We start from the raw sequence: 19,375 nt of genomic DNA, 5'->3' as shown, positions 1-19,375 counted from the left end.
CCTCGCCCGATGAATCGCCGAGCGGCCTTCCGGTGCTACGTCGAATGAATCGCCCGCCACACCCGCTCCGCGGAGAGCGGCAGCTCGTAACCGCGCTTGCCGGTGGCATGGGCGATCGCATTGGCGATCGCCCCGGGCACCGGATCGAGCGCGACCTCGCCGAGCGACTTGGCCCCGAGCGGGCCGTTCGGATCCTCGCCTTCGAGGAAGGCGATCTCGATATTCGGGATGTCGCGCGCGCCGGGCATGCGGTAATCCATCATCGACGGATTCTTCACACGGCCCTGCTCCACGATCAGATCCTCCATCGTCACCCAGCCGATGCCCTGCGCGACCGCGCCGTATACCTGCCCCTTGGCCATCGTCTCGTGGATGATCGTGCCCGAATCGTGCACCGCCCAGTAGCCGACGACGCGGGTGCGGCCGGTGTCCGGATCGACCTCGACCTCGGCGACATGCGCGGCGAACGGATAGTTCGGCGACGGATGACCGTAGTAGGTCGCATCCGGCATCTCGGTATCCGGCACATACGTCTCGCGCACGGTTAGCTCCTCGCCCGCATGGCGGGCGCGATGCCAGGCCGCCGCCTCGCTGAGCGGATAGGTCTCCTCGCCGTAGCGGATACGTCCGTCCTCGAGCGAGGCGCCCTTGCCCAGCACCTCGCAGGCCAGCGAGACGAGGCGGCGCTGCAGCGCTTCGGCGGCCAGCTTGGCCGCATTGCCGCCCATCACCGTGCTGCGCGAGGCGAGCGTGCCGATCCCGAACGGATAGCGGCCGGTGTCGCCGGACTTGACGAGGATCGAGCCCTCCGGCACGCCCAGCACCTGCGCGGCGATGCGCGCATAGGAGAGCGACATGCCCTGCCCGAGCTCGATCTCGCCGGTCTCCAGCTCGAGCGAGCCGTCGCCCTTGAGCCGCAGCACCGCCGTCGAGCCGTCGAAGCGCGGATCAATCGCCCGGAAGCCGGAGACGTGATTCGCCAGCGCGATGCCCATGCCGCGGTACGGCGGCAGGTCGGCGCGGCGCTCCCAGCCCGAGATGGCCTTGACCTTGTCGATGCATTCCTCCAGCAGGCAGGTGTCGAGCCGGTAGCCGTGAATCGTCCGCTCGCCGGGCCGCACGATGTTGCGCAGCCGCAGCTCGGCCGGATCCATCCCCAGCTCGAGCGCGATCTCGTCGATGACGCTCTCCACCGCGAACAGCATCTCCGCGTTGCCGAAGCCTCGCATGCAGGTCGTCGGGCTATTGTTGGTATAGCACAGATGGCCCTCGGACTTGGCGCTCTGGAAGCGGTAGATGTTGTCCGGACGCGTACAGGCGGTCGCGATTACATTGGGACTCCAATACACGCGCGCCCCGGCGTCGGCGTAGACGACGACGTCCTTGTACAACAGATTGCCCTCGCGGTCCGCGCCGATCTCCAGGTCAAAGGTGAGCGGCACGCGCGGATGCGCCGTCACCATATCCTCGTAGCGGTCCATGATGATCTTCACCGGCCGCCGCGCCGCCATCGCCAGCGCGGCGGCGATGACGTGCACCTTGAGCACGTACTTGGAGCCGAAGGAGCCGCCGATCGGCGGCACGACGATCCGCACCTTGTCCTCCGGCAAGCCGAAGCCGGCGGCGTACGTCTCGCGCGCCCGGTACGGAATGTGCGACGGCGCCCAGATCGTGATGCCCTCCTCGTCGGACCAGCTGGCGATCGCGCCGATCGGCTCCAGGTGCCCCTGGTAGATGCGATTGGAGCGGTAGCGGCCGCTCTTCACGACCGCCGCCTCTTGCTTGTGCCGCTCCACGTCGCCCCGCTCGAGCGCGATCCGCATCGGGCGGTTGTCGCCGGCAATCGTCTCGTGCAGCACCGGGGCGCCCGGCTGCATCGCCTCCTCGGGATCGAAGACGCCCGGCAGCTCCTCGTACTCTACCTCGATGGCCGCGATGGCCTGCTTCGCCGCGGCATCGGTCTCGGCGGCGACGGCTGCGATCTCGTCGCCGATGAACAGCACCCGGTCGCGGGCGAGGATGTTCCAATCCTTGAACTTGGTCGGGCCGTACGTGTGATGCGGCACATCCTCGCCGGTGAGGACCGCGACCACGCCCTTGATCGCGCGCGCGCGCGAGACGTCCAGCCGGACGATACGCGCATGCGGATGCGGGCTGCGCAGAATCTTGCCGACGAGTTGGCCGGGCAGGCGCATGTCGTGCACGTACCGCGTCTGTCCCTCCAGCTTCGCCTGCAGATCGGCGGGCGACTTGCTGAGCTGCGTCTTCATCGCGCCCCTCCTCCCGCCGCGAGCGCCTGCTCGGCGGCTCGCAGGATGCCGAGATAGCCGGTGCAGCGGCACAGATTGTTCTTGAGCGCGGCGCCCAGATCGCCGTCGAATCGCTCCGGCTGCTGCATCCAGGCATACGTCGTCACCATCACGCCGGGCGTGCAAAAGCCGCACTGCACCCCGCCATGCTCAAGCATCGCTTGGACGAGCGCCTGGTAATCCGCGCGCTCCGCCAGGCCTTCGATCGTCTCGATGCGCTCGCCCTGGGCCGATCCCGCCGGCACGAGGCAGGAGACGACCGGGCGGCCGTCCATCAGCACCGTGCAGGCGCCGCACTCGCCGGTGCGGCAGCCGATCTTGGTCCCGGTCAATCCTTGTCCCTCGCGCAGCACGTCGGCCAGCGAGGCCGAGGGGTCGCCGTCCCAGACCGTCTCGCGGCCATTAATCGTCAATGTCATCGCTTGCTGTTGTGCGCTGTTCATCGGGCGCCTCCCTTCTCCGGTATCAGGTGTCCAGCACGGACGGGTGGAACACCTCGTTCACCTGCAGCGGGCGCTGCAGCATGCCGTCCTCTTGCAGATAGGCAATGAAGGTCTCGATCTGCGCGCGATTGGCCGCCACGCCGTACGGCCAGGAGTCGCCGCTCATCAGTCCCATCGCGCGCTCCGCGCTCTCCCAGAGCCACGGATTGACGGTCGTATTCTTGATCGTCTCCAGCATCTGGGCCGCAGCGTCGCGCTTGACCTCCAGCATCAGCTCGTAGAGACGGCGCGGCAGCTCGGGATGGCGCTCGGCCGTCTCGGCCCGCACGGACGTCAGATGCATGATCGGGAAGATCCCGGTACGACCATAGTAGGCCCGCTCGACGTCCCACACGTCCGGGATGAGGCGCCGCAGCACGCCGCCCTCGGCCGAATCCGGGAACAGATGCGCCGGCGGCCGGCGCGCCGTCATGATCGCGTCGACGCGGCCAGCTGCCAGCGCCTCGAAGATATCGCCCTCCTGCAGCGTCGCCGGCGTCTCAACCGGGATTCTCTCGGGGCGGAAGGTCAGCCATTCCATCTCTTCATTGGCGATGCCCCATTCGTGGCGGAACAAGCCCCGCACCCAGACGGCCGCCGTCATCTGATACTCCGGAAAGCCGAAGCGCCGCCCCTTGAGCTCCGACGGATGCTTCCAAGGACTGTCCGAGCGGACGTAGATCGCATTGTGGCGGAACGACCGCGACAGGAACGCCGGAATGGCCGTCAGCCGCGCTTCGCCGCGCCCGCGCGCGATCAGGTAAGACGCCAGCGACAGCTCGGAGATGTCGTAGGCCGCTTCGTTCATTTGCACTTCAAATATACGCTCGATGCTGGCCTGCTGCGGCGCCAGCTCGAAGCCTTCGAGGACGCGCGAGCCGGAGAGCAGTCGCGCCGTCCGATCGCTCTCGGACATCGCCAGGGTCAGCCTGGTATCGGTCATAATCAGGTTCCACCTCTCTGCATAGCTATGTCAAAAATGTCACTGCCCAAGGACGGTGCGGGCGGCGCGCTGGATATAGGTATCCACCAGCGAACGGCGATAATCCTCGCCGGCGCGCACGTCCGTGATCGGCGCGCTGCGGGCGGCATAGAGCGCGCCCAGCCGCGCCATCGCCTTGGCGTCCAGGCGTCCGCGCCATAGCTGCTCCTCTTCCTCGGAGAGCGTATAAGCGCGCGCCGCCGCGGCGCCGACCGCAGCGCTCGCCCAGGCGATCTCGCCGCCGGCCACCGCGGCCGCCAGGGCGACCGAGACAATCGAGATGTCGGTAGCCGCGCGCTGGTCGTGGCGCAGGAACACCTGCGCCGTGCCGAGCATCCGCTCGGGCACGATCAGCGAGACGATCAGCTCGCCCTCCTGCAGCGCCGTCATGCGCGGACCGCGAATGAAATCCTGCAGCGCCATGCGGCGCTCGCCGGAAGCCCCCGCCAGCCGTACCTTGGCCCGATACGCCATCAGCGGCACGACCATGTCCGCGGCGGGCGAGGCATTGGCGACATTGCCGCCGAGCGAGGCCCGATTCTGAATCTGCCAGCCGCCGACGATCTTCGCCGCCTGCTGCAGGGCCGGCAGCGCGCGGTAAGTCTCCTCCTCCCACAGCTGGGCGGCGGTGACGGCCGCCCCGATCTCCAGTCCCTCCTCGGTACGGCGCGCCCCGCATAGCTCGGGGATGCGCCGCACATCGAGCCAGTCCTCCTGCTCCGGGGCGAGCGGCCGCGCCGGTCCGCCTACGAACAGATCCGTTCCTCCACAGACGACGCGGGCGCGGCGCTGCTGCAGCAGCTCGACCGCTTCGGCCACGCTGCGTGGCTGTATCCAAGCCATCTTCATTCCTCCTATTCCAGCACAGTGACCAGGTCCTTGATCCAGGGCCGACCAGTGATCGGCTCGATGCGCGCCGTTTCGCCGGCCTTGGCGCGGATGCTGCAAAGGAAGCCGGTCTTGCCGTCGACGACGGCCGAGCACTCCTTGCAAGCATTGGCCGAGCGGCAAGAGTAGCGGACCGACAGGGAGGGGTCCTCGTGCTCCCGAATCCAGAAGATCGCGTCGAGCAGGCTCATGCCATCCATATACGGCACCTCGTACTGCTCGGTTGTCGCGCCTTCTTGCTGATTGCCGCGTACGATCTGCAGCGTGACCTTATCCATCGTTATCGCTCCTCTCTGGGCAGCTCGATCTGCTCCATGCGCCATGCGCCGTCCGGCTCCAGCGTGAAGCTCGAGCTGACCGGCGTCTCCAGCGTAGCGTCCCAGTCCAGCCGGGTATGCGCGCCGCGCGACTCCTTGCGCGCGAGCGCGCCCATCACGATCGTCTCCGCCACTTCGAGCATGCTCCTGGCTTCCAGCTTCTCGACGAGCGGCAGCGCGTACTGCGCATGCGGCGCCAGTGCGATTGCATCCAGCTCGCCGCGCAGCGCGCGCAGCGCCGTCAGCGCCTCCTCCAGCCCTTCGCCCGTGCGCAGCGGACCTGCGCCCTTCCACATGATCTGCTGCAGCTTGCGCTTGAAGGTCTGCAGCGACGCCGTGTCGCGATCCGTCTGCGACGGATGCCAGTAGCGCTGCAGCCGTTCCCACTCCTCGGCCATCGCCCGGCTGACCGCCTCCGGCCGCAGCTCGGCGCCGGCCTCGCCCGCGGTCTCGCCGGCGACGCGACCGGTGACGAGCGCCTCGGTGATGGCGTTGCCCGAGAGGCGATTGGCGCCGTGCATGCCGTAGATCAGCTCGCCGCAGGCGAGCAAGCCGGGGACGCGCGTGCGCATCGCCTCGTCGACGCGCACGCCGCCGAGCATGAAGTGCGCCATCGGCGCCACCTCGACCAGATCGCGCGTCAGATCCACGCCTTGATTGGCGAGGATGCCGATGACCGGGCCGAACGCTTCCTTCAGCTTGTCCTCCGGCACCATGCGGAAGTCGAGATAAGCGCCGCCGTGCGGCGTACCGCGTCCGGCCTCGACCTCGCGGAAGATCGCCAGCGTCGTCTGGTCCCGCGCGGCCGTATATTTACCGGCGACCTCGCCGTTGTACTTATCCATGAATTCCTCGTGCAGCCCGTTGAGCAGACGCCCGCCCAGCTTGTAGCGGAACGGGTCCCACATGATCGGATCGATGCCGACCAGCGGCGGGAACAGATGGGCGATCGGGAAGAACTGCACCATCTCCATATCGCGCAGCTCCGCCCCGGCCTCCGCGGCGAGGACGTAGCCGTCGCCGGTCATGTTGGTCGAGGCGCTATTGCGCTCGAACACCTCGGTCAGGCCGCCTGTCGCCAGGATCACGGAAGCCGCTGCGATCTCGACCGGCCGCACCTGCTCCATGTCGAAGCCGACCGCCCCGACCGCACGGCCGTCCTCGACGACCACCTTGGTCAACATGACATTCTTGATGCGCCGGATGCTGCTGTCCTTCCAGATCGCCCGCTTCAGTCCGTTCGACGTGGCGCCGCCGGTATTGAGAATGTCGACATAGACGCAGCGCGAGCGCGTATGGCCGGGCGCAAAAGCTTGCGAGCGCGCGCCTTCCTTCGTGCGCGCCCACTTGACGCCGTAGCCCTCCGCTTCGAGTACGACCTCCGGCCCGCGCTCCACGACCGTGCGCACGATCGCCGGATCGGCCAGTCCGCGACTGCCCTTCATCGTATCCTCGAAGTGAACCTGCGGATTGTCGTCGTCCGCTTCCCCGAGCGCCACGGCGACCGTCATTTGCGCCAGGATCGTCGCGCCGCCGCGCCCGATCAGGCTCTTGTCGACGAGGATGACGCTCGCGCCCTTGTCGGCTGCCGCGCGCGCGGCGATCAGACCGGCCGCGCCGGAGCCGACGATCAGCACGTCGGCTTGCAGTTGCAATGCTTCCATCTCAGCTCGCTCCCTTTCCTCTCTTATTGTGCCGCGAGCGATTGCCCGATCGGTTGGACGACGATACCCGCCTGCTCCAGTGAGGAGCGGATTAACTGCGCGAATTCTACGGCGTGGGCGCCGTCGCCGTGCACGCAGATCGTATCGGCCTCGATGGCGATATCCGCGCCTTGGCGGGAAAGCACCCTGCCCTCCTTCACCATCCGGACGACCTGGGCCGCCGACTCCCGATCGTCCGTGATCAGCGCGTCGGGCTGACGGCGCGAGGTCAAGGAGCCGTCCGCCTGATAGGTGCGGTCGGAGAACACCTCGCTAGCCGTGCGCAGGCCGATTTTTCGCCCTGCCTTCACCAGCTCGCCGCCCGCCAGGCCGAACAGGATCAGCTCGGGCGCGACCTTGTACACCGCCTCGGCGATGCCCTCGGAGAGCGCGGCATTTTTGGCGGCCATGTTGTAGAGCGCGCCATGCGCCTTGACGTGCTGCAGGCTGGCGCCCTCGGCGCGGACGAACGCTTGGAGCGCCCCCAGTTGATAGACGACCAGATCGTAGGCTTCTTGCGGCGAGATGTCCATGTCGCGGCGGCCGAAGCCGGCCAAGTCCTGCAAGCCCGGATGGGCGCCGAGCGCGACGCCGTGCGCGAGCGCCAGCTTGACCGTCCGGCGCATCGTCGCCGGATCGCCGGCATGGAAGCCGCAGGCGATGTTGGCCGACGTCACGTGCTTCAGCACCTCTTCGTCCCGGCCCAGCGTATACGCGCCGAAGCTTTCGCCCATATCACAGTTCAAATCGACAGTTTTCATGATGTGCAGCCTCCTGTGTCTATTAAAATGCGGGCGGCCTCAAAGCACGGAAAGCAAACCGTAATTTGAGGCCATCATCCCGAAGCGAGTTACCTTACTACAGCCATTTGTCCTTCTCTGCGTCGCCCAGGTCGCGCAGCGCCGGCAGATCCGCCATCTCGACATGGCTGCGCGGCACGACGGCGCGCTCGGGGAACACGACCGGCGGCGCAGGCTTCGTGGCGTCAATGATCGCGCCGCTCGACATGCGCGGCGTATTTTTGCCTTCCTTGTTGTATTCCCAGTTGGTCGGCAGCAAGCCCCCGGGTCCGTTCCACTTCGGAATGACGAGCAGATCGCGCTCGGCATCGAAGCGCGTCCCGATCGCCCATGCCACTTCCTCGCCGTTGAACACATCGATATCGTCGTCCACGACGACGATGTGGCGCAGATTTTCCGGCTCGGTATTGAGCGCGGCGAACGCGGCCTTTTTGACATCGGCATCGCGCTCCTTGTGCAGCGAGATGTAGCAGTTCATGCGGCTGTAGAACGGCACATTGACCGTCTTGAGGCTCGGCACGACCGACTTGACGGTCTGATAGATGCTGCCCGAGCGCGGCACGCCGCCCACGACCAGATGCTCGCGGCTGGAAGCCACGATGTCCTGGAAGATGGCATTGGTGCGGTGCGTGATACGCGTGATGCGGATCGTCGGCACGGAGCCGCCGCCCAGATAATGACCGGGCCATTCGCCGAACGGACCTTCCGGATGGTCGGCGTCGGGCAGAATCTCGCCCTCGAGGATAATCTCGGCATGCGCCGGCACGAGCAGATCGTTCGTATCCGCCTGGACCAGCTCGAGCGCCTCGCCCATCAGTCCGCCGGCCGCCTCGTATTCGCCACCGATGCCCTGCACCCGCGACACCGAGCCCATGACGAAGCCCGGATGATGACCGATCGCGATCGCGATCGGCGCCGGTTTGCCTTGCTTGCGGTATTTCTGATAGATCAGTCCGCCGTGATGAGCGCCCAGGAACCATACGCCCATATCGGTCGCATTAAAAATATGATGGCGGTAGATGCCCGCATTGATCAGCCCGGTATCGGGATCGCGAATAATCATGACGCCAGCCGACAGATACGGTCCGCCGTCCAGCGAATTGTGGACCGGGATCGGCAGCTTCGCCAGATCGATATCCCCGCCCTCGATCACGACCTCCTTGACGGTCGCCTGCTCGCGCTCGACGGTGACCGGCGGGATCGGCTTCTGCAGGCGCTCCCCGTAGACCCGCGGGATATCCTGCACCTCGCAGTCCAGATACAGCGCGATGCGCTCGTACGAGGTGAGCAGATTGGACACGCATGAGAGCTCCGAGCCTTCGACCTTGTCGAACAGCAGCGCGGAGTAATCGCCCTTCTCCGCGAGCGCGGCCGCGTAGGCCGTAATGCCGAAGCGCGGCGACACTTCGGTGTCGACCAGCTTGATGCCGCCTGGCTCCGCATCGTTCAATTGCTTGAGGTAGGTGCGCAAATCTTTGGCCATGGGAATCACACTCCTTTAGATGACTTAAACGTGGAGAAGCGTGGTGAAAAGGCCAGTGTGCAAAAAGAACACGTCAGCTTTCGTTTCACCACGCTTGATAACACTAAGGAAGCAGCGACAGATCGACCGCTTGGTCGAATGGAATCGGCTCGGTCAGCACGCCTTCGTCAAGCTGCGATTGATGCACCTTGTCCGCGCCTTCTTCGCTCAGGACGAGCCCTTCCGGCACCTTCCGCAAGTTATTGGTCACTGCGGCCTCCATGACCTCCGGTGTAATCTGGTCGAATTCCTTGAGCATGGCGTCGACCGCGCTGGCCGGGTCCGCCTTGGCGGCCGAAGCCGCTTCGTCGGTCACCGCGAGGAAGCGGCTCATGCCCTCTTCGTGATCCGCTACCCAGTCGGAATCGGCCATAACGACGATACCGGCGAACGGAAATTCCGGATCGTACAGCACGCGGAAGTCGCCCGTCTCGACCATCTGCGAGAGCGTCGGCTCCGACACCATGCCGCCGGCCACCTGATCGCCGTCGATGGCGGCGAACATCGTCGCGCCGCTGCCGGCATTGATGATCGTCACATCCTTGTCCGGATCCAGACCAGCTTCGTTCAGCCCTTCGCTAAGGCCGGTATGCGAGAGGCTGCCGACCTTCGTGACGGCGAGCGTTTCGCCCTTCACGTCCGCCAGCGTTTGGTACGGAGAATCGCTTTTGACGACGAGCGCGTAGCCGACGCCATTGTAGATCTCGCCGAAGGCCTTGACGCCCAGGCCGTTCTTTTGCTGACGCAGCACGTGCTCGTAGGAGCCCAGTACGACGTCGAGGCTGCCGCCGACGAGCGCCTGCACCATATCGGCGCCGGAGCTGAACGTCGTCGCTTCGATGTTGATGTTCGCTTCCTCATAAGCACCGGTGTTCATGCCGATCTGCACGGCGACCGGCGTCATGCCCCCGCCCACGTAGCCGAGGCGAATCGTCGCCTCCTCGGGCGCATCGCTTCCCTCTGCATTGCCGCCGGTATCGGCTCCGGCTTCGTTGTTCGTCCCCCCGTTGTTTCCTCCGCTGTTCGCGCCTCCGTTGTTGCCGCCGCATGCGGCGAGCAGGGCCACCATCAAGACCAGGACAGTGGCAAGCAGCATTTTGTTTCTCTTCATTTCTTGCTCCTCCTCCTTAAAGCTTTGTAATATAATGTCTCCCCCATTCTTGTTGTGGACAACTCGGAATGAAGATAGGTGAAACCGCTAGGGTTAACGATACTTGAGCAACCGCTTGGCCACGATATTGATGACCTGCTCAAGCAGGATTGCAATGAGCATGATGGAGACCAGGCCGGTAAAAATGCCCGTCGTATCCAGCATGTTCGAAGAATACGAGATATAATAGCCCAGTCCGCGATTCGAGCCGACGAGCTCGGCGATAACCGCGCCGATCAAGGCCATCCCGATATTGAGTCGAAGGCTGGTCAGGATCCATACCGTAATCGACGGCAGGACGACCCATCTGAGCTTGTCCCACCAGTTCGCCTTGTAGGTCTTCATCATGTCCATCAGGTCCTTGTCGATATTCCGAATGCCTTCGTAGGCATTATAGAAAGCGACGAAGATGACCATCGCGACCACCATGACGACCTTGGAGCTCATGCCGATGCCGAACCATACGATGAACAGCGGCGCCAACGAGACCCGCGGCAGACTGTAGATGGCCATAATATAAGGATAAATCCATTTTTCGACGACCCCGCTGTAGGCAATGACGATCCCCAGCAGCGTACCGCCCAGCATGCCGATTGCCAGACCCGTGATCGCAATCTGCAGCGTAAAGCTGGCGTGGAACCACAGATCGCCGCTCTCTATCATCTGCAGTAGACGTACGCCGATCAGCGAGGGCTTGCTCACCCAGAAGGAATTGAACGCTCGTCCCGACAGCAGCTCCCACAGCCCGATTGCCAGGACAAACACGGCAATTCGGCCGAGCCATACCGTAGCCGCCGAGCTTTCTCCGCGCAGCCGCGGCTTGCGTGCCTGAGCTTGTGCCTGCTTCATTTCCATTGCCATCTTCAGCGCCCCCTCTCTAGGCTTCCTCAGCCATCTGCAGCCACACCTCGCGCTGCAATGCTTTGAACTGCGGGTCGAACCGGATATCGTAGAACGGACGCGGACGCGGCAGCTCGATTTTGAATTCCGCCTTGATGCGTCCGGGCCGCGCCGTCATGACGATGACGCGGTCGGAGAGCGCGATCGCTTCTTCGATATCATGCGTGATGAACAGGACGCTTTTGCCGACCTTTTCCCAAATACGCAGAAACTCCTCGCCGATCTTCACACGGGTCTGTGCGTCGAGCGGGCCGAATGGCTCGTCCATCAAATAAATGTCCGGATCGTAGGCAAACGTCCGCGCCAGCGCCACCCGCTTCTTCATGCCGCCCGACAGCTGCTTCGGATAAAAGCCGCCGAATCCGCTCAGCCCGACCATCTCCAGCAGCCGATTGACCTCTTGCTCTTGCTCCGCCTTGCTTTTGCCCTTGACCGCCAGCGGCAACCGAACGTTGTCCTGCACCGTCTTCCACGGCAGCAGCGCATCGTTCTGGAAGACCATGCCCACTTGATCCGGGACATCCTTGATCGACTCGCCGTCGATCTTGGCCTCGCCCCGGGCCGGCTTGAGCAGGCCGGAGACGATTTTGAGCAAGGTCGACTTGCCGCAGCCGCTCGGGCCAACGACTGAGACGAATTCGCCGTCCGCGATTTTAAGATTGACGTCCTCGAGCGCTACGGTGTTTTGGCCCTTGGTGTAGTACTCCACTCTGAGATCCCGTATGTCGAGCTTGGGATGGTTGCTGCTTGGCATCGGTCGCCCCCGTCCTTCCTGCGCTTAAAATGGTTTGCTACGATTTCCAGTGACGCTCCGCGCGCTGTTCGAGTCCGCCGCGCAGCGTACGCAACGCGCGCTCGCGCTTGATGATCGCTTGCTCGGCTTCTGCCAGCGATACGCGGCGGAAGCGTACGCGCTCCCCCAGATTCGCCTGCGCGAGCAGCGGCAGGTCCGCCGACAGCACCTGCGCCAGCTTCGGGTAGCCGCCGCTTGTCTGACGGTCGGCCATCAGAACGATCGGGTTGCCATCCGGCGGCACCTGCATCGTGCCGAACGTCACCGCCGCGGACACCATCTCCGTCTTGCGCACCAGATTCAATCCGGGGCCCGTCAGCCGGTAGCCCATCCGATCGGACTGCGGCAGCACCTGGAAGGGCTCCCGCTCCAGTCGCGCCCGACTCGCTTCGTCGAACAGCCCGTACTCCTCGCCCGGCAGGAAGCGGACCGTCGTCTCGCCGCCGTATTGCGGACGCAATTCCGCAGCGACGGTCCAGCCGCTGACCGAGCTCCGCTGCGCCTCGATCGCGAGCAGCAGATTCGCATTGCGTAGCGACAGCCGGCCCAGCGGCACCCGGTCCTGCGCCCGCAGCGGCCGCCCCTCATAGCCTCCAATCGCGGCTCGCAGATAGGTCGATCGGCTCTGCATGCGCTCCGGGACATCGATGCCGCCTGCGAAGGCCACATAGGCCCTGCAGCCTGCGCCGGTCATCCCGCCAAAAGCGAGCCGGCTGCCGCGTCCGGCATAGATCGTGCGCCACAGCGGCACGGGCTCGCCGTCAAGACGCGGCCGGAGGTCGCCGCCGCATACGGACAGCAAGGTCGGATCCTCCAGCTCGATCTCCGGGCCGACCATCGTCACTTCCAGACCCGCCGCGTGCTCCTCGTTGCCGACGAGCAGATTGGCCGTCCGGAGCGCAAAGCCGTCCATCGCCCCGCTGACGATAACGCCGTACTTCTGCGCGCCATGGCGCCCCAGATCCTGAACCGTCGTCAGCAGGCCCGGCTTGTGAATCTTCAGGCTCATGGACTCTGCTCCTTCCACGCGTCATACTCGGCACGTGCAATCGGTCGAAAACGGACGAGATCCCCCGCCTTGAGCAAGGCCGGCGGCTGCTCGCCGGGCAGGAAGAGCTGCGTCGGCGTCCTGCCGATGAGCTGCCAGCCGCCCGGGGTCTCGATCGGGTAGACCCCGGTCTGATCGCCGGCGATGCCGACCGTCCCCGCGGGAATCGCCAGCCTCGGCGTCTCGCGGCGCGGCGTCCGGATGCGTCCCGACATGCCGCCCAGATAAGCGAATCCCGGCGCGAAGCCCAGCATATAGACCAGATACTCGGCCCCGCTATGGATGGCAACCACTTCCTCCGTCGTTAGATGGTTCACGCGGGCGACCGTCTCCAGATCCGGACCGAACTCGCCGCCGTAACAGACAGGAATCGTTACAGTGCGGGGCGCTTCCGGCGGCGCCTCGCCCAGTTGGTCGAGCAAGCCTTCCAGTCGGCTCTTGGCCAGCACATAAGGCGACTGTCCCTCATGCGCGGCTTGATCGCCATAGGCTTCGAGCACGGCCAGCGGCTCGTAATAGACGGTGACGCTCTGGAAGGCCGGCACTTGCTCGATCATCCCCGTGAACGGATGGTGCTCCACATATTCCGCAAACTGTCTAACCCTTGCATTGGTGTCGACGCTGATGTCGTCGCCGAGCACGACCACGACTGCCGCGTCGCCCAATGGATGCATTCGGACCGTGCGCACTTTTTCCTGGTTCATCTCATCCTCCCGGAAAATCGGAGCGGCCTGCGTCCGTCTTCCGTAATCTGTTCCGAATTTCGGAATGGCTTTCCCTATATTCGGACCTACTTATACGATGATTATACTTGGAATAGGCTCGTTTGCAAGAGGAATTGCGAATTTTGTTGAAATTTGTTTAGTTTAGCTTATCCCATTGGGCACTCCGTTCATTCTTTTTCGCCGCTTGCTTTCCAGGCTTTCATTTTACAGGGCAGCGCGTGTATACTTTTGGAAGATAGGAGGCGCTCCCGGATGTCCATACAGAGCAAAAACAAAACGCTCGTCCGCGCGATGGACGTGCTGCAATTATTCGTCGGCCATCCCAAGCTGACCCTCAACCAAATGACCGCGCTGTGCGGAATACCGAAAACGTCAGTCCATCGGATGGTGCATTCGCTGGAGGAAATGGGCCTGTTGACCAAGGAGTCCGACGGCGCTTACCGGCTCGGACTGCTATTCCTGCATTATGGCCAGCTCGTCGCCGAACGGCTCGATATCCGCCACGCGGCACTCGGCGTCATGCGCGGCCTGCGCGACGAGATCGGGGAGGCCGTCCATCTGGTCATGCGCGAGGGCAAGGAATGCATCTATATCGAAAAGCTCGATACCGATCAGCCGGTCCGCCTGTTCACCAAAATCGGCCGCAAAGCGCCGCTGTATGCCGGCGCCTCGTCCCGCGTCATCCTCGCCTTCCTTCCGGAGGAGGAGCGGGAGCGCTATCTCGCCGATACCGAGCTGGCCGTGATCGGCACCGGCACAATCACGGACAAGACCAAGCTGCGCCATGCCCTGCAGCAGTGCAGGCAGAGCGGCTACAGCTTCAGCCGCGCCGAGCTGGAGAATTACACCGCCGAGCTCAGCGCCCCTGTGTTCAATTACACCGGCGGCATCGCGGCGGCGCTCAGCATCGCCGGTCTGGAGGTCCGCTTCGACGACCGCAGCATCCCCGAGCTGGCCGAGCGCCTCAAACGCGCAGCGGCCGAGCTCTCCTATGAGCTCGGCTGGAACGGATCGTTAACCTCGTGAACCTCTTGATAGACAAAACCCCTTAATGGACAGAACGGTGAATGGTCCGAGGGTCAACGCTTGCCGCTGCGCGGCAAGCGCGTGGCCCACCACACCCACCAGATGATCAGCGGCTGAAAAGCCAATCTGCCCCACAAAAGCGCCGCACTCGTCTCTTCCTGGCCGGGCGCGGGCACACCGGCAATGGCAGCGTAAATGTTGGCGGGAAAAATCAAGATTAAATAGATCGCCGTCCAGTTCCCGGCCCTGCGGCGAAACGCTGGCAGTTGAATCAGCACCGCCAGCAGCAGCTCGACCCCCCCGGTCACATAGACGATTTCGAGCCGCCATGGCACGAAGGACGGCAGCATCGCCGCGAACCCTTCCGCTTCTCTGAAGTGATACGCGCAAGCGGCCGCAAAAAACACACTGAATAGCACAAGCGCGATCGCCCGGGGGACGGTTGTCCGGTAGCTCCGCATCATGATTTGCCCTCCGCCGCTGCGATGCGCTCCAGCGCCTCCAACTGCTCGATCAGCGCCTCGCGCGAAAAATGCTCGCCGATAAACACCGCCACGTCATGCACCTCGCCCTGCGGATCGATGCGCATGAAATCAGACTCGCGAAACGCGTACTGAAATAAAAAGCGGCTCGGCGTATCGCGAAACGTCACGATGCCTTTGGCGCGAAACACCCGCTCCGGCAATCCGGCCAGCAGCGCCTCGAACGCTTCGCTATCCACGGGCGCCCGAAAATAATGGGTGTGGGCCATCACATGATCATGCGTAGGATGAATCGGCGCTTGCCCCGCAGGCGGTTCCGCCGCAGAAGGCTCCGCGGCACGCGGAGGCGCCACCGGGCCGCGTCTCAGAAAAAGCCCCGGCTCCACCTGGCAGTGCTCCGTCACGACAAGTGCGGCGAGCGGATTCCACTCCCGGACGAGCTGCTGCACCTCGACCAGACGCTCCGGATCGAGTCGATCGGCCTTGTTGACAAGCAATCCGGTCGCACAGCGGACCTGCTCCCGCATGAGGCGCAGCGACGCGCCGCCACGGCGCCGCAGCTCCAGCAGACCCGGCCCGTCCACGACGACCGTCACCGACTGCAGCTCGATCCTCGCGACCATCGCCGTCTCCGTCACGCCGTCGATGATCTCGAGCGGATTCGCCGCCCCGGTCGATTCGATCACGATCACATCCGGCTGTTCCGACTCCACCAACCGCGTCAACGCGAGACCCAGATCGCCCCGGATCGAGCAGCAGATACAGCCGCCCAGCAGCTCCTGCATGGGTACCTGTGCGCCCACGAGCTGTCCGTCCAGGTTCACCTCGCCCAGCTCGTTCATGATGACGGCTGCCCTGACGCCCTCGGCCCGATACTGCTCCAGCACGCGCATGAGCAGCGTCGTCTTGCCGCTGCCCAGGAATCCGGACAGGATGTGGACCGGAATCGCAGGAGCGGCGGCTTGATGATGTTCGCTTGTCATAGGTTCGAACTCTCCTTCTTGCTTGGCGTCACAATTTAAAAAGTGTGCTTAAAAAGCAAAGCCGCCGTGTCCGAAATACGTTTCCGACCGCCGTTCCTCCCCGATTCCTTGAATCTAACCCTCTCAGAGGAAGGAATCGAGGAGCAAAATGGCGGGCGCTGAAACGTTCTGCAAGAACGTACTTCGAAAGCATATGCTTTTCTCCAACGCATTTTCGGCCACTCTGGCACTTTTTTATCACACTTTTTAAGCTTGACGCTTTTTATTTAATGGCCCGCTTGGCGGGCTTGCGCGCGAGGTAGTGCTCCATCATCTGCTTGAGGGCGTCGAAGCGCACCGGCTTGGCGATGAAGTCGTGCATGCCCGCTTCCAGACATTTCTCGCGGTCGCCGGCCAGCACGTTGGCCGTCATCGCGACGATGAAGGGACGCTCCTCCTGCGGAAGAACCTTCGCGATCTCGCGGGTCGCTTCGCGACCGTCCATCCGGGGCATCTGGATATCCATGAGGATCAGGTCGTAGCGCTTGCTGGTCGCCAGCTCGACCGCTTCCTGGCCGTCGGCGGCAATGTCCGCATAGAAGCCCAGCTTCTCCAGTAGCCGCAGCGACAGCTTTTGGTTGATCTCGTTGTCCTCCGCCACGAGGATGCGGTAATCCTGTCTCTCCTGAGGGCCGCAATGGCGCTCCTCCGCGGCAGCCGAGTTCTCGTCCTCTAGCAGCTCGGTAAAAGAAAAAGGCTGATGGATATCGGCCTCGAGAAGCCCGGCATGCTCGGCCGTTCCCGCCTCTTGCAACGGAAGCTCGTGCGGCTTGACGCAAATGGTGAAGATAAAGGCCGTTCCGCGCGGAGCGTTGGGCTCCACCCGGATGCCGCCGCCCATCAACTCAATCAAGTTCTTGCAGATGGCCAGTCCCAGCCCGGTCCCGCCATACTTGCGCGTCATGGACGAATCCAGCTGCGAGAACGGCTGGAACAAGAGCGGCAGCTTTTCCTCCGGGATGCCCACGCCGGTATCGCGCACTTCGATCTCAATGACCAGCGTGCTGCCATAATCGGATTTGAGCCGGGCGTTCACCTCGATGCTGCCTTCCTCCGTGAATTTGACTGCGTTGCCGACCAGGTTAATCAGAATTTGACGCAGCTTCGTGACGTCGCCTTCAATATAGTCCGGCAACAGCGGATCGAGACCGCACACGATCTGGAGCCTGTCGCTGATGGACTTGGCCGTGAACAGGTCGAAGGTTTCGCCGATGCAGCTCGACAGCTGAAACGGCACCTCCTCCAGCTCCATCTTGCCCGACTCAATCTTGGAGTAGTCCAGAATATCGTTGATGATGGACAGCAGCGCATCGCCGCTCTTGTGAATGATTGCGGCGTATTCCCGCTGGTCCTTGGACAGCTCCGTCTCCATCAGCAGCGTGGACATGCCGATGATGCCGTTCATCGGCGTGCGGATCTCGTGACTGACCATCGCCAGGAATTCCGTTTTGGCGCGCGCCGCAATCTCCGCGCTCTCCTTGGCTTCCACGAGCTCCTGCTCGAATTGCTTGCGGGAGGTGATGTCGCTGACTGTACAAGCGTAGATGCGCTCCTCGTCCACCAGAGCCATCCCGAGCTGAATCTCGGCGTCAAAGGTCCGGCCTTCCTTCGTGACCAGCACCGTCTGCAGCTGACGCGCCGCTCCGGGGTCCGCAATGGACAAGTCCTCCTTGCCGTCCTCCAGTGAAGGCACCAGACGCGTGATCGGTCCGCCAACGATCTCCGTCTCCGCGTATCCGAACATCCGCTCCAGCGCCGGGTTCACCGTCAGCACCGTGCCATCCTGATCGTAGGTAATCATGGTGTTGATCGAGGTCTCGCCGACGACGCGCGCCTGCGCCTCCGTTTTGCTCAGCTTGTAGGCGGTGCGCATGAGCTCCTTGTTCATCTTCTCCAGCTCGCGCGTTTTTTGATGCAGCAGTTCAGTCTGCATTTGCAGCTTTTTGTTGCTCACGTACAAGTTGACGAAGCCCTCGATTTTGGTGCGCAAAATCTGCGGCACGAACGGCTTCAACATATAGTCGATCGCGCCGACCGAATAGCCGGTAAAAAAGTGCTCGGACTCCTGGCTCGTGGCCGAGATGAAAATAATCGGGATTTCCTTCGTCTTTTCGCGCGACTTGATCAACCGCGCCGTCTCGAAGCCGTCCATGCCCGGCATTTGCACATCGAGCACAATGACGGCGTAATCGTTTTTCAGCAGGCTGCGCAGCGCTTCCTCGCCGGAGAGGCATTTTATCAAATTATAATGTTCGTGATCCAGCACCGCCTCGAGGGCCAGCAAATTATCCGGATTGTCGTCCACCAGCAAAATATTGATCGGCATCTCCAACGTATTCACCCTTATTCACCCGCCTTACCGATTTCGAGAATTCGAGCTTGGATTATGTGCTTATTGTTTTTTGCGATAGAGCCGGCTCTGGGCGCCAATCTCCTCGTACGCGTCCGCATGCCGTGTAAAATTAATGGACTCCTTGGTCCCGAGCGCGAGTACTCCGAACATGCTCAAGCTGTCATAGAGCAAGCTGTGCACGTGATCTTGGAGCTGCTTGTTAAAATAAATCATCACATTGCGGCAAAAAATGACATTGAATTCGTTAAACGAGCTGTCGGTCACCAAATTATGCTGGGCGAACACGATGTTGCGCTTCAAGTCGGATTGAAAAATGACCGAATCGTACTTGGCCGTATAATAGCTGGAGAAGGTCGCCTTGCCGCCCGCCTCCTGATAATTGCGCGTAAATTGCTGCATGCGCTCCAGCGGGTAGACGCCCTTCTGGGCTACGGCCAGCACATTCGCGTTCATATCCGTAGCGTAGATGCGCGCCTTGTCGTACAGTCCTTCCTCCTCCAGCAGGATCGCCATGGAGTAAGCTTCCTCGCCGGTCGAGCAGCCCGCATGCCAGATGCGGATGAACGGATACGTGTGCAGCAGCGGGGCCACCTGCTCGCGAAAGACGCGATAAATCTCCGGGTCCCGAAACATTTCGGTCACATGAATCGTCATGTCCGACAGCAGACGGTCCATGCAGGCGCGATCATGCAGCACCTTCTCCATCAGACCGCTCACTGTCGACAGTCGCTCCGCGTGTACGCGATGCCAGATGCGGCGCCGAATCGACGAAAAAGCATAGTCGCGAAAATCGTAGCCGTAGAGTCGAAACAGCGCTTCAAGCAGCAATTCCACCTCAATGCGCTCTCGCTCTTCATCGTGTATGTTGGCCAT

General features: G+C 63.1%; 18 protein-coding genes. 1 reads left to right on the top strand and 17 read right to left on the bottom strand.

From position 1 onward, the window contains the following. Positions 1-35: 35 nt before the first annotated feature. The 13 genes from IDH44_RS00900 to pxpB form a co-directional block, all read right to left on the bottom strand. Complete coding sequence (locus IDH44_RS00900; protein ID WP_190913800.1) at positions 36-2,270, bottom strand: xanthine dehydrogenase family protein molybdopterin-binding subunit; 2,235 nt, start codon at positions 2,268-2,270, stop codon at positions 36-38. Continuing rightward, positions 2,267-2,752, bottom strand: a complete 486-nt coding sequence (locus IDH44_RS00895) for a (2Fe-2S)-binding protein (RefSeq protein WP_190913798.1) — start codon at positions 2,750-2,752, stop codon at positions 2,267-2,269. Before IDH44_RS00895 ends, IDH44_RS00900 begins: the two co-directional genes overlap by 4 nt. Positions 2,753-2,774: 22 nt before the next feature. Then, positions 2,775-3,734: an ABC transporter substrate-binding protein gene (locus tag IDH44_RS00890; protein WP_190913796.1), complete on the bottom strand. Its 960-nt coding sequence runs from the start codon at positions 3,732-3,734 to the stop codon at positions 2,775-2,777. 39 nt (positions 3,735-3,773) lie between these two features. Then, positions 3,774-4,616, bottom strand: coding sequence for an FAD binding domain-containing protein (locus IDH44_RS00885; protein ID WP_190913795.1), 843 nt, complete (start codon positions 4,614-4,616; stop codon positions 3,774-3,776). Between the two features lie 11 nt (positions 4,617-4,627). Further along, a complete protein-coding gene (locus tag IDH44_RS00880) occupies positions 4,628-4,939 on the bottom strand; it encodes a 2Fe-2S iron-sulfur cluster-binding protein (protein WP_190913793.1) in 312 nt (103 codons plus the stop codon). A gap of 2 nt (positions 4,940-4,941) precedes the next feature. Beyond that, positions 4,942-6,642, bottom strand: coding sequence for an FAD-binding protein (locus IDH44_RS00875; RefSeq protein ID WP_190913791.1), 1,701 nt, complete (start codon positions 6,640-6,642; stop codon positions 4,942-4,944). 23 nt (positions 6,643-6,665) lie between these two features. Continuing rightward, on the bottom strand, positions 6,666-7,442 hold the full coding sequence (locus IDH44_RS00870) for a LamB/YcsF family protein (RefSeq protein WP_190913790.1): 777 nt from the start codon (positions 7,440-7,442) through the stop codon (positions 6,666-6,668). A 97-nt stretch (positions 7,443-7,539) separates the two neighbouring features. Then, positions 7,540-8,964: a UbiD family decarboxylase gene (locus IDH44_RS00865; RefSeq protein WP_190913788.1), complete on the bottom strand. Its 1,425-nt coding sequence runs from the start codon at positions 8,962-8,964 to the stop codon at positions 7,540-7,542. Positions 8,965-9,067: 103 nt separating this feature from the next. Further along, positions 9,068-10,114: an ABC transporter substrate-binding protein gene (locus tag IDH44_RS00860; protein WP_190913787.1), complete on the bottom strand. Its 1,047-nt coding sequence runs from the start codon at positions 10,112-10,114 to the stop codon at positions 9,068-9,070. A 93-nt stretch (positions 10,115-10,207) separates the two neighbouring features. Further along, positions 10,208-11,014 carry an ABC transporter permease gene (locus tag IDH44_RS00855; RefSeq protein ID WP_190913785.1) on the bottom strand — a complete coding sequence of 269 codons (807 nt, stop codon included), beginning with the start codon at positions 11,012-11,014 and terminating at the stop codon, positions 10,208-10,210. Positions 11,015-11,030: 16 nt separating this feature from the next. Beyond that, positions 11,031-11,807 (bottom strand): ABC transporter ATP-binding protein, encoded by a 777-nt coding sequence (locus IDH44_RS00850; protein ID WP_190913783.1) that lies wholly within the window; start codon positions 11,805-11,807, stop codon positions 11,031-11,033. Positions 11,808-11,844: 37 nt separating this feature from the next. Further along, positions 11,845-12,855: a 5-oxoprolinase subunit C family protein gene (locus IDH44_RS00845; RefSeq protein WP_190913782.1), complete on the bottom strand. Its 1,011-nt coding sequence runs from the start codon at positions 12,853-12,855 to the stop codon at positions 11,845-11,847. Then, positions 12,852-13,598, bottom strand: a complete 747-nt coding sequence (gene pxpB / locus IDH44_RS00840; protein ID WP_190913780.1) for a 5-oxoprolinase subunit PxpB — start codon at positions 13,596-13,598, stop codon at positions 12,852-12,854. Before pxpB ends, IDH44_RS00845 begins: the two co-directional genes overlap by 4 nt. Positions 13,599-13,877: 279 nt before the next feature. On the opposite strand from pxpB, the gene IDH44_RS00835 reads away from it, so the two are divergent. Further along, complete coding sequence (locus IDH44_RS00835; protein ID WP_190913836.1) at positions 13,878-14,645, top strand: IclR family transcriptional regulator; 768 nt, start codon at positions 13,878-13,880, stop codon at positions 14,643-14,645. 53 nt (positions 14,646-14,698) lie between these two features. Here the strand turns inward: IDH44_RS00835 and IDH44_RS00830 are convergent, their stop codons facing one another. The 4 genes from IDH44_RS00830 to IDH44_RS00815 form a co-directional block, all read right to left on the bottom strand. Then, complete coding sequence (locus IDH44_RS00830; RefSeq protein WP_223869251.1) at positions 14,699-15,109, bottom strand: DoxX family protein; 411 nt, start codon at positions 15,107-15,109, stop codon at positions 14,699-14,701. After that, positions 15,106-16,110: a CobW family GTP-binding protein gene (locus IDH44_RS00825; protein ID WP_190913779.1), complete on the bottom strand. Its 1,005-nt coding sequence runs from the start codon at positions 16,108-16,110 to the stop codon at positions 15,106-15,108. Before IDH44_RS00825 ends, IDH44_RS00830 begins: the two co-directional genes overlap by 4 nt. A gap of 262 nt (positions 16,111-16,372) precedes the next feature. Further along, the gene (locus tag IDH44_RS00820; RefSeq protein WP_190913832.1) at positions 16,373-18,475 is read right to left on the bottom strand and encodes a response regulator; all 2,103 of its coding nucleotides are present in this window, start codon (positions 18,473-18,475) and stop codon (positions 16,373-16,375) included. 66 nt (positions 18,476-18,541) lie between these two features. Then, a complete protein-coding gene (locus IDH44_RS00815) occupies positions 18,542-19,375 on the bottom strand; it encodes a CheR family methyltransferase (RefSeq protein WP_190913777.1) in 834 nt (277 codons plus the stop codon).

Origin of the sequence: Paenibacillus sabuli, from assembly GCF_014705605.1 — a bacterium.
In the GTDB taxonomy this organism is placed as follows: Bacteria; Bacillota; Bacilli; order Paenibacillales; family Paenibacillaceae; genus Paenibacillus_D; species Paenibacillus_D sabuli.
Note: the sequence above shows the minus strand (reverse complement) of the source record. Positions and strands in the feature narration are given on the sequence as shown.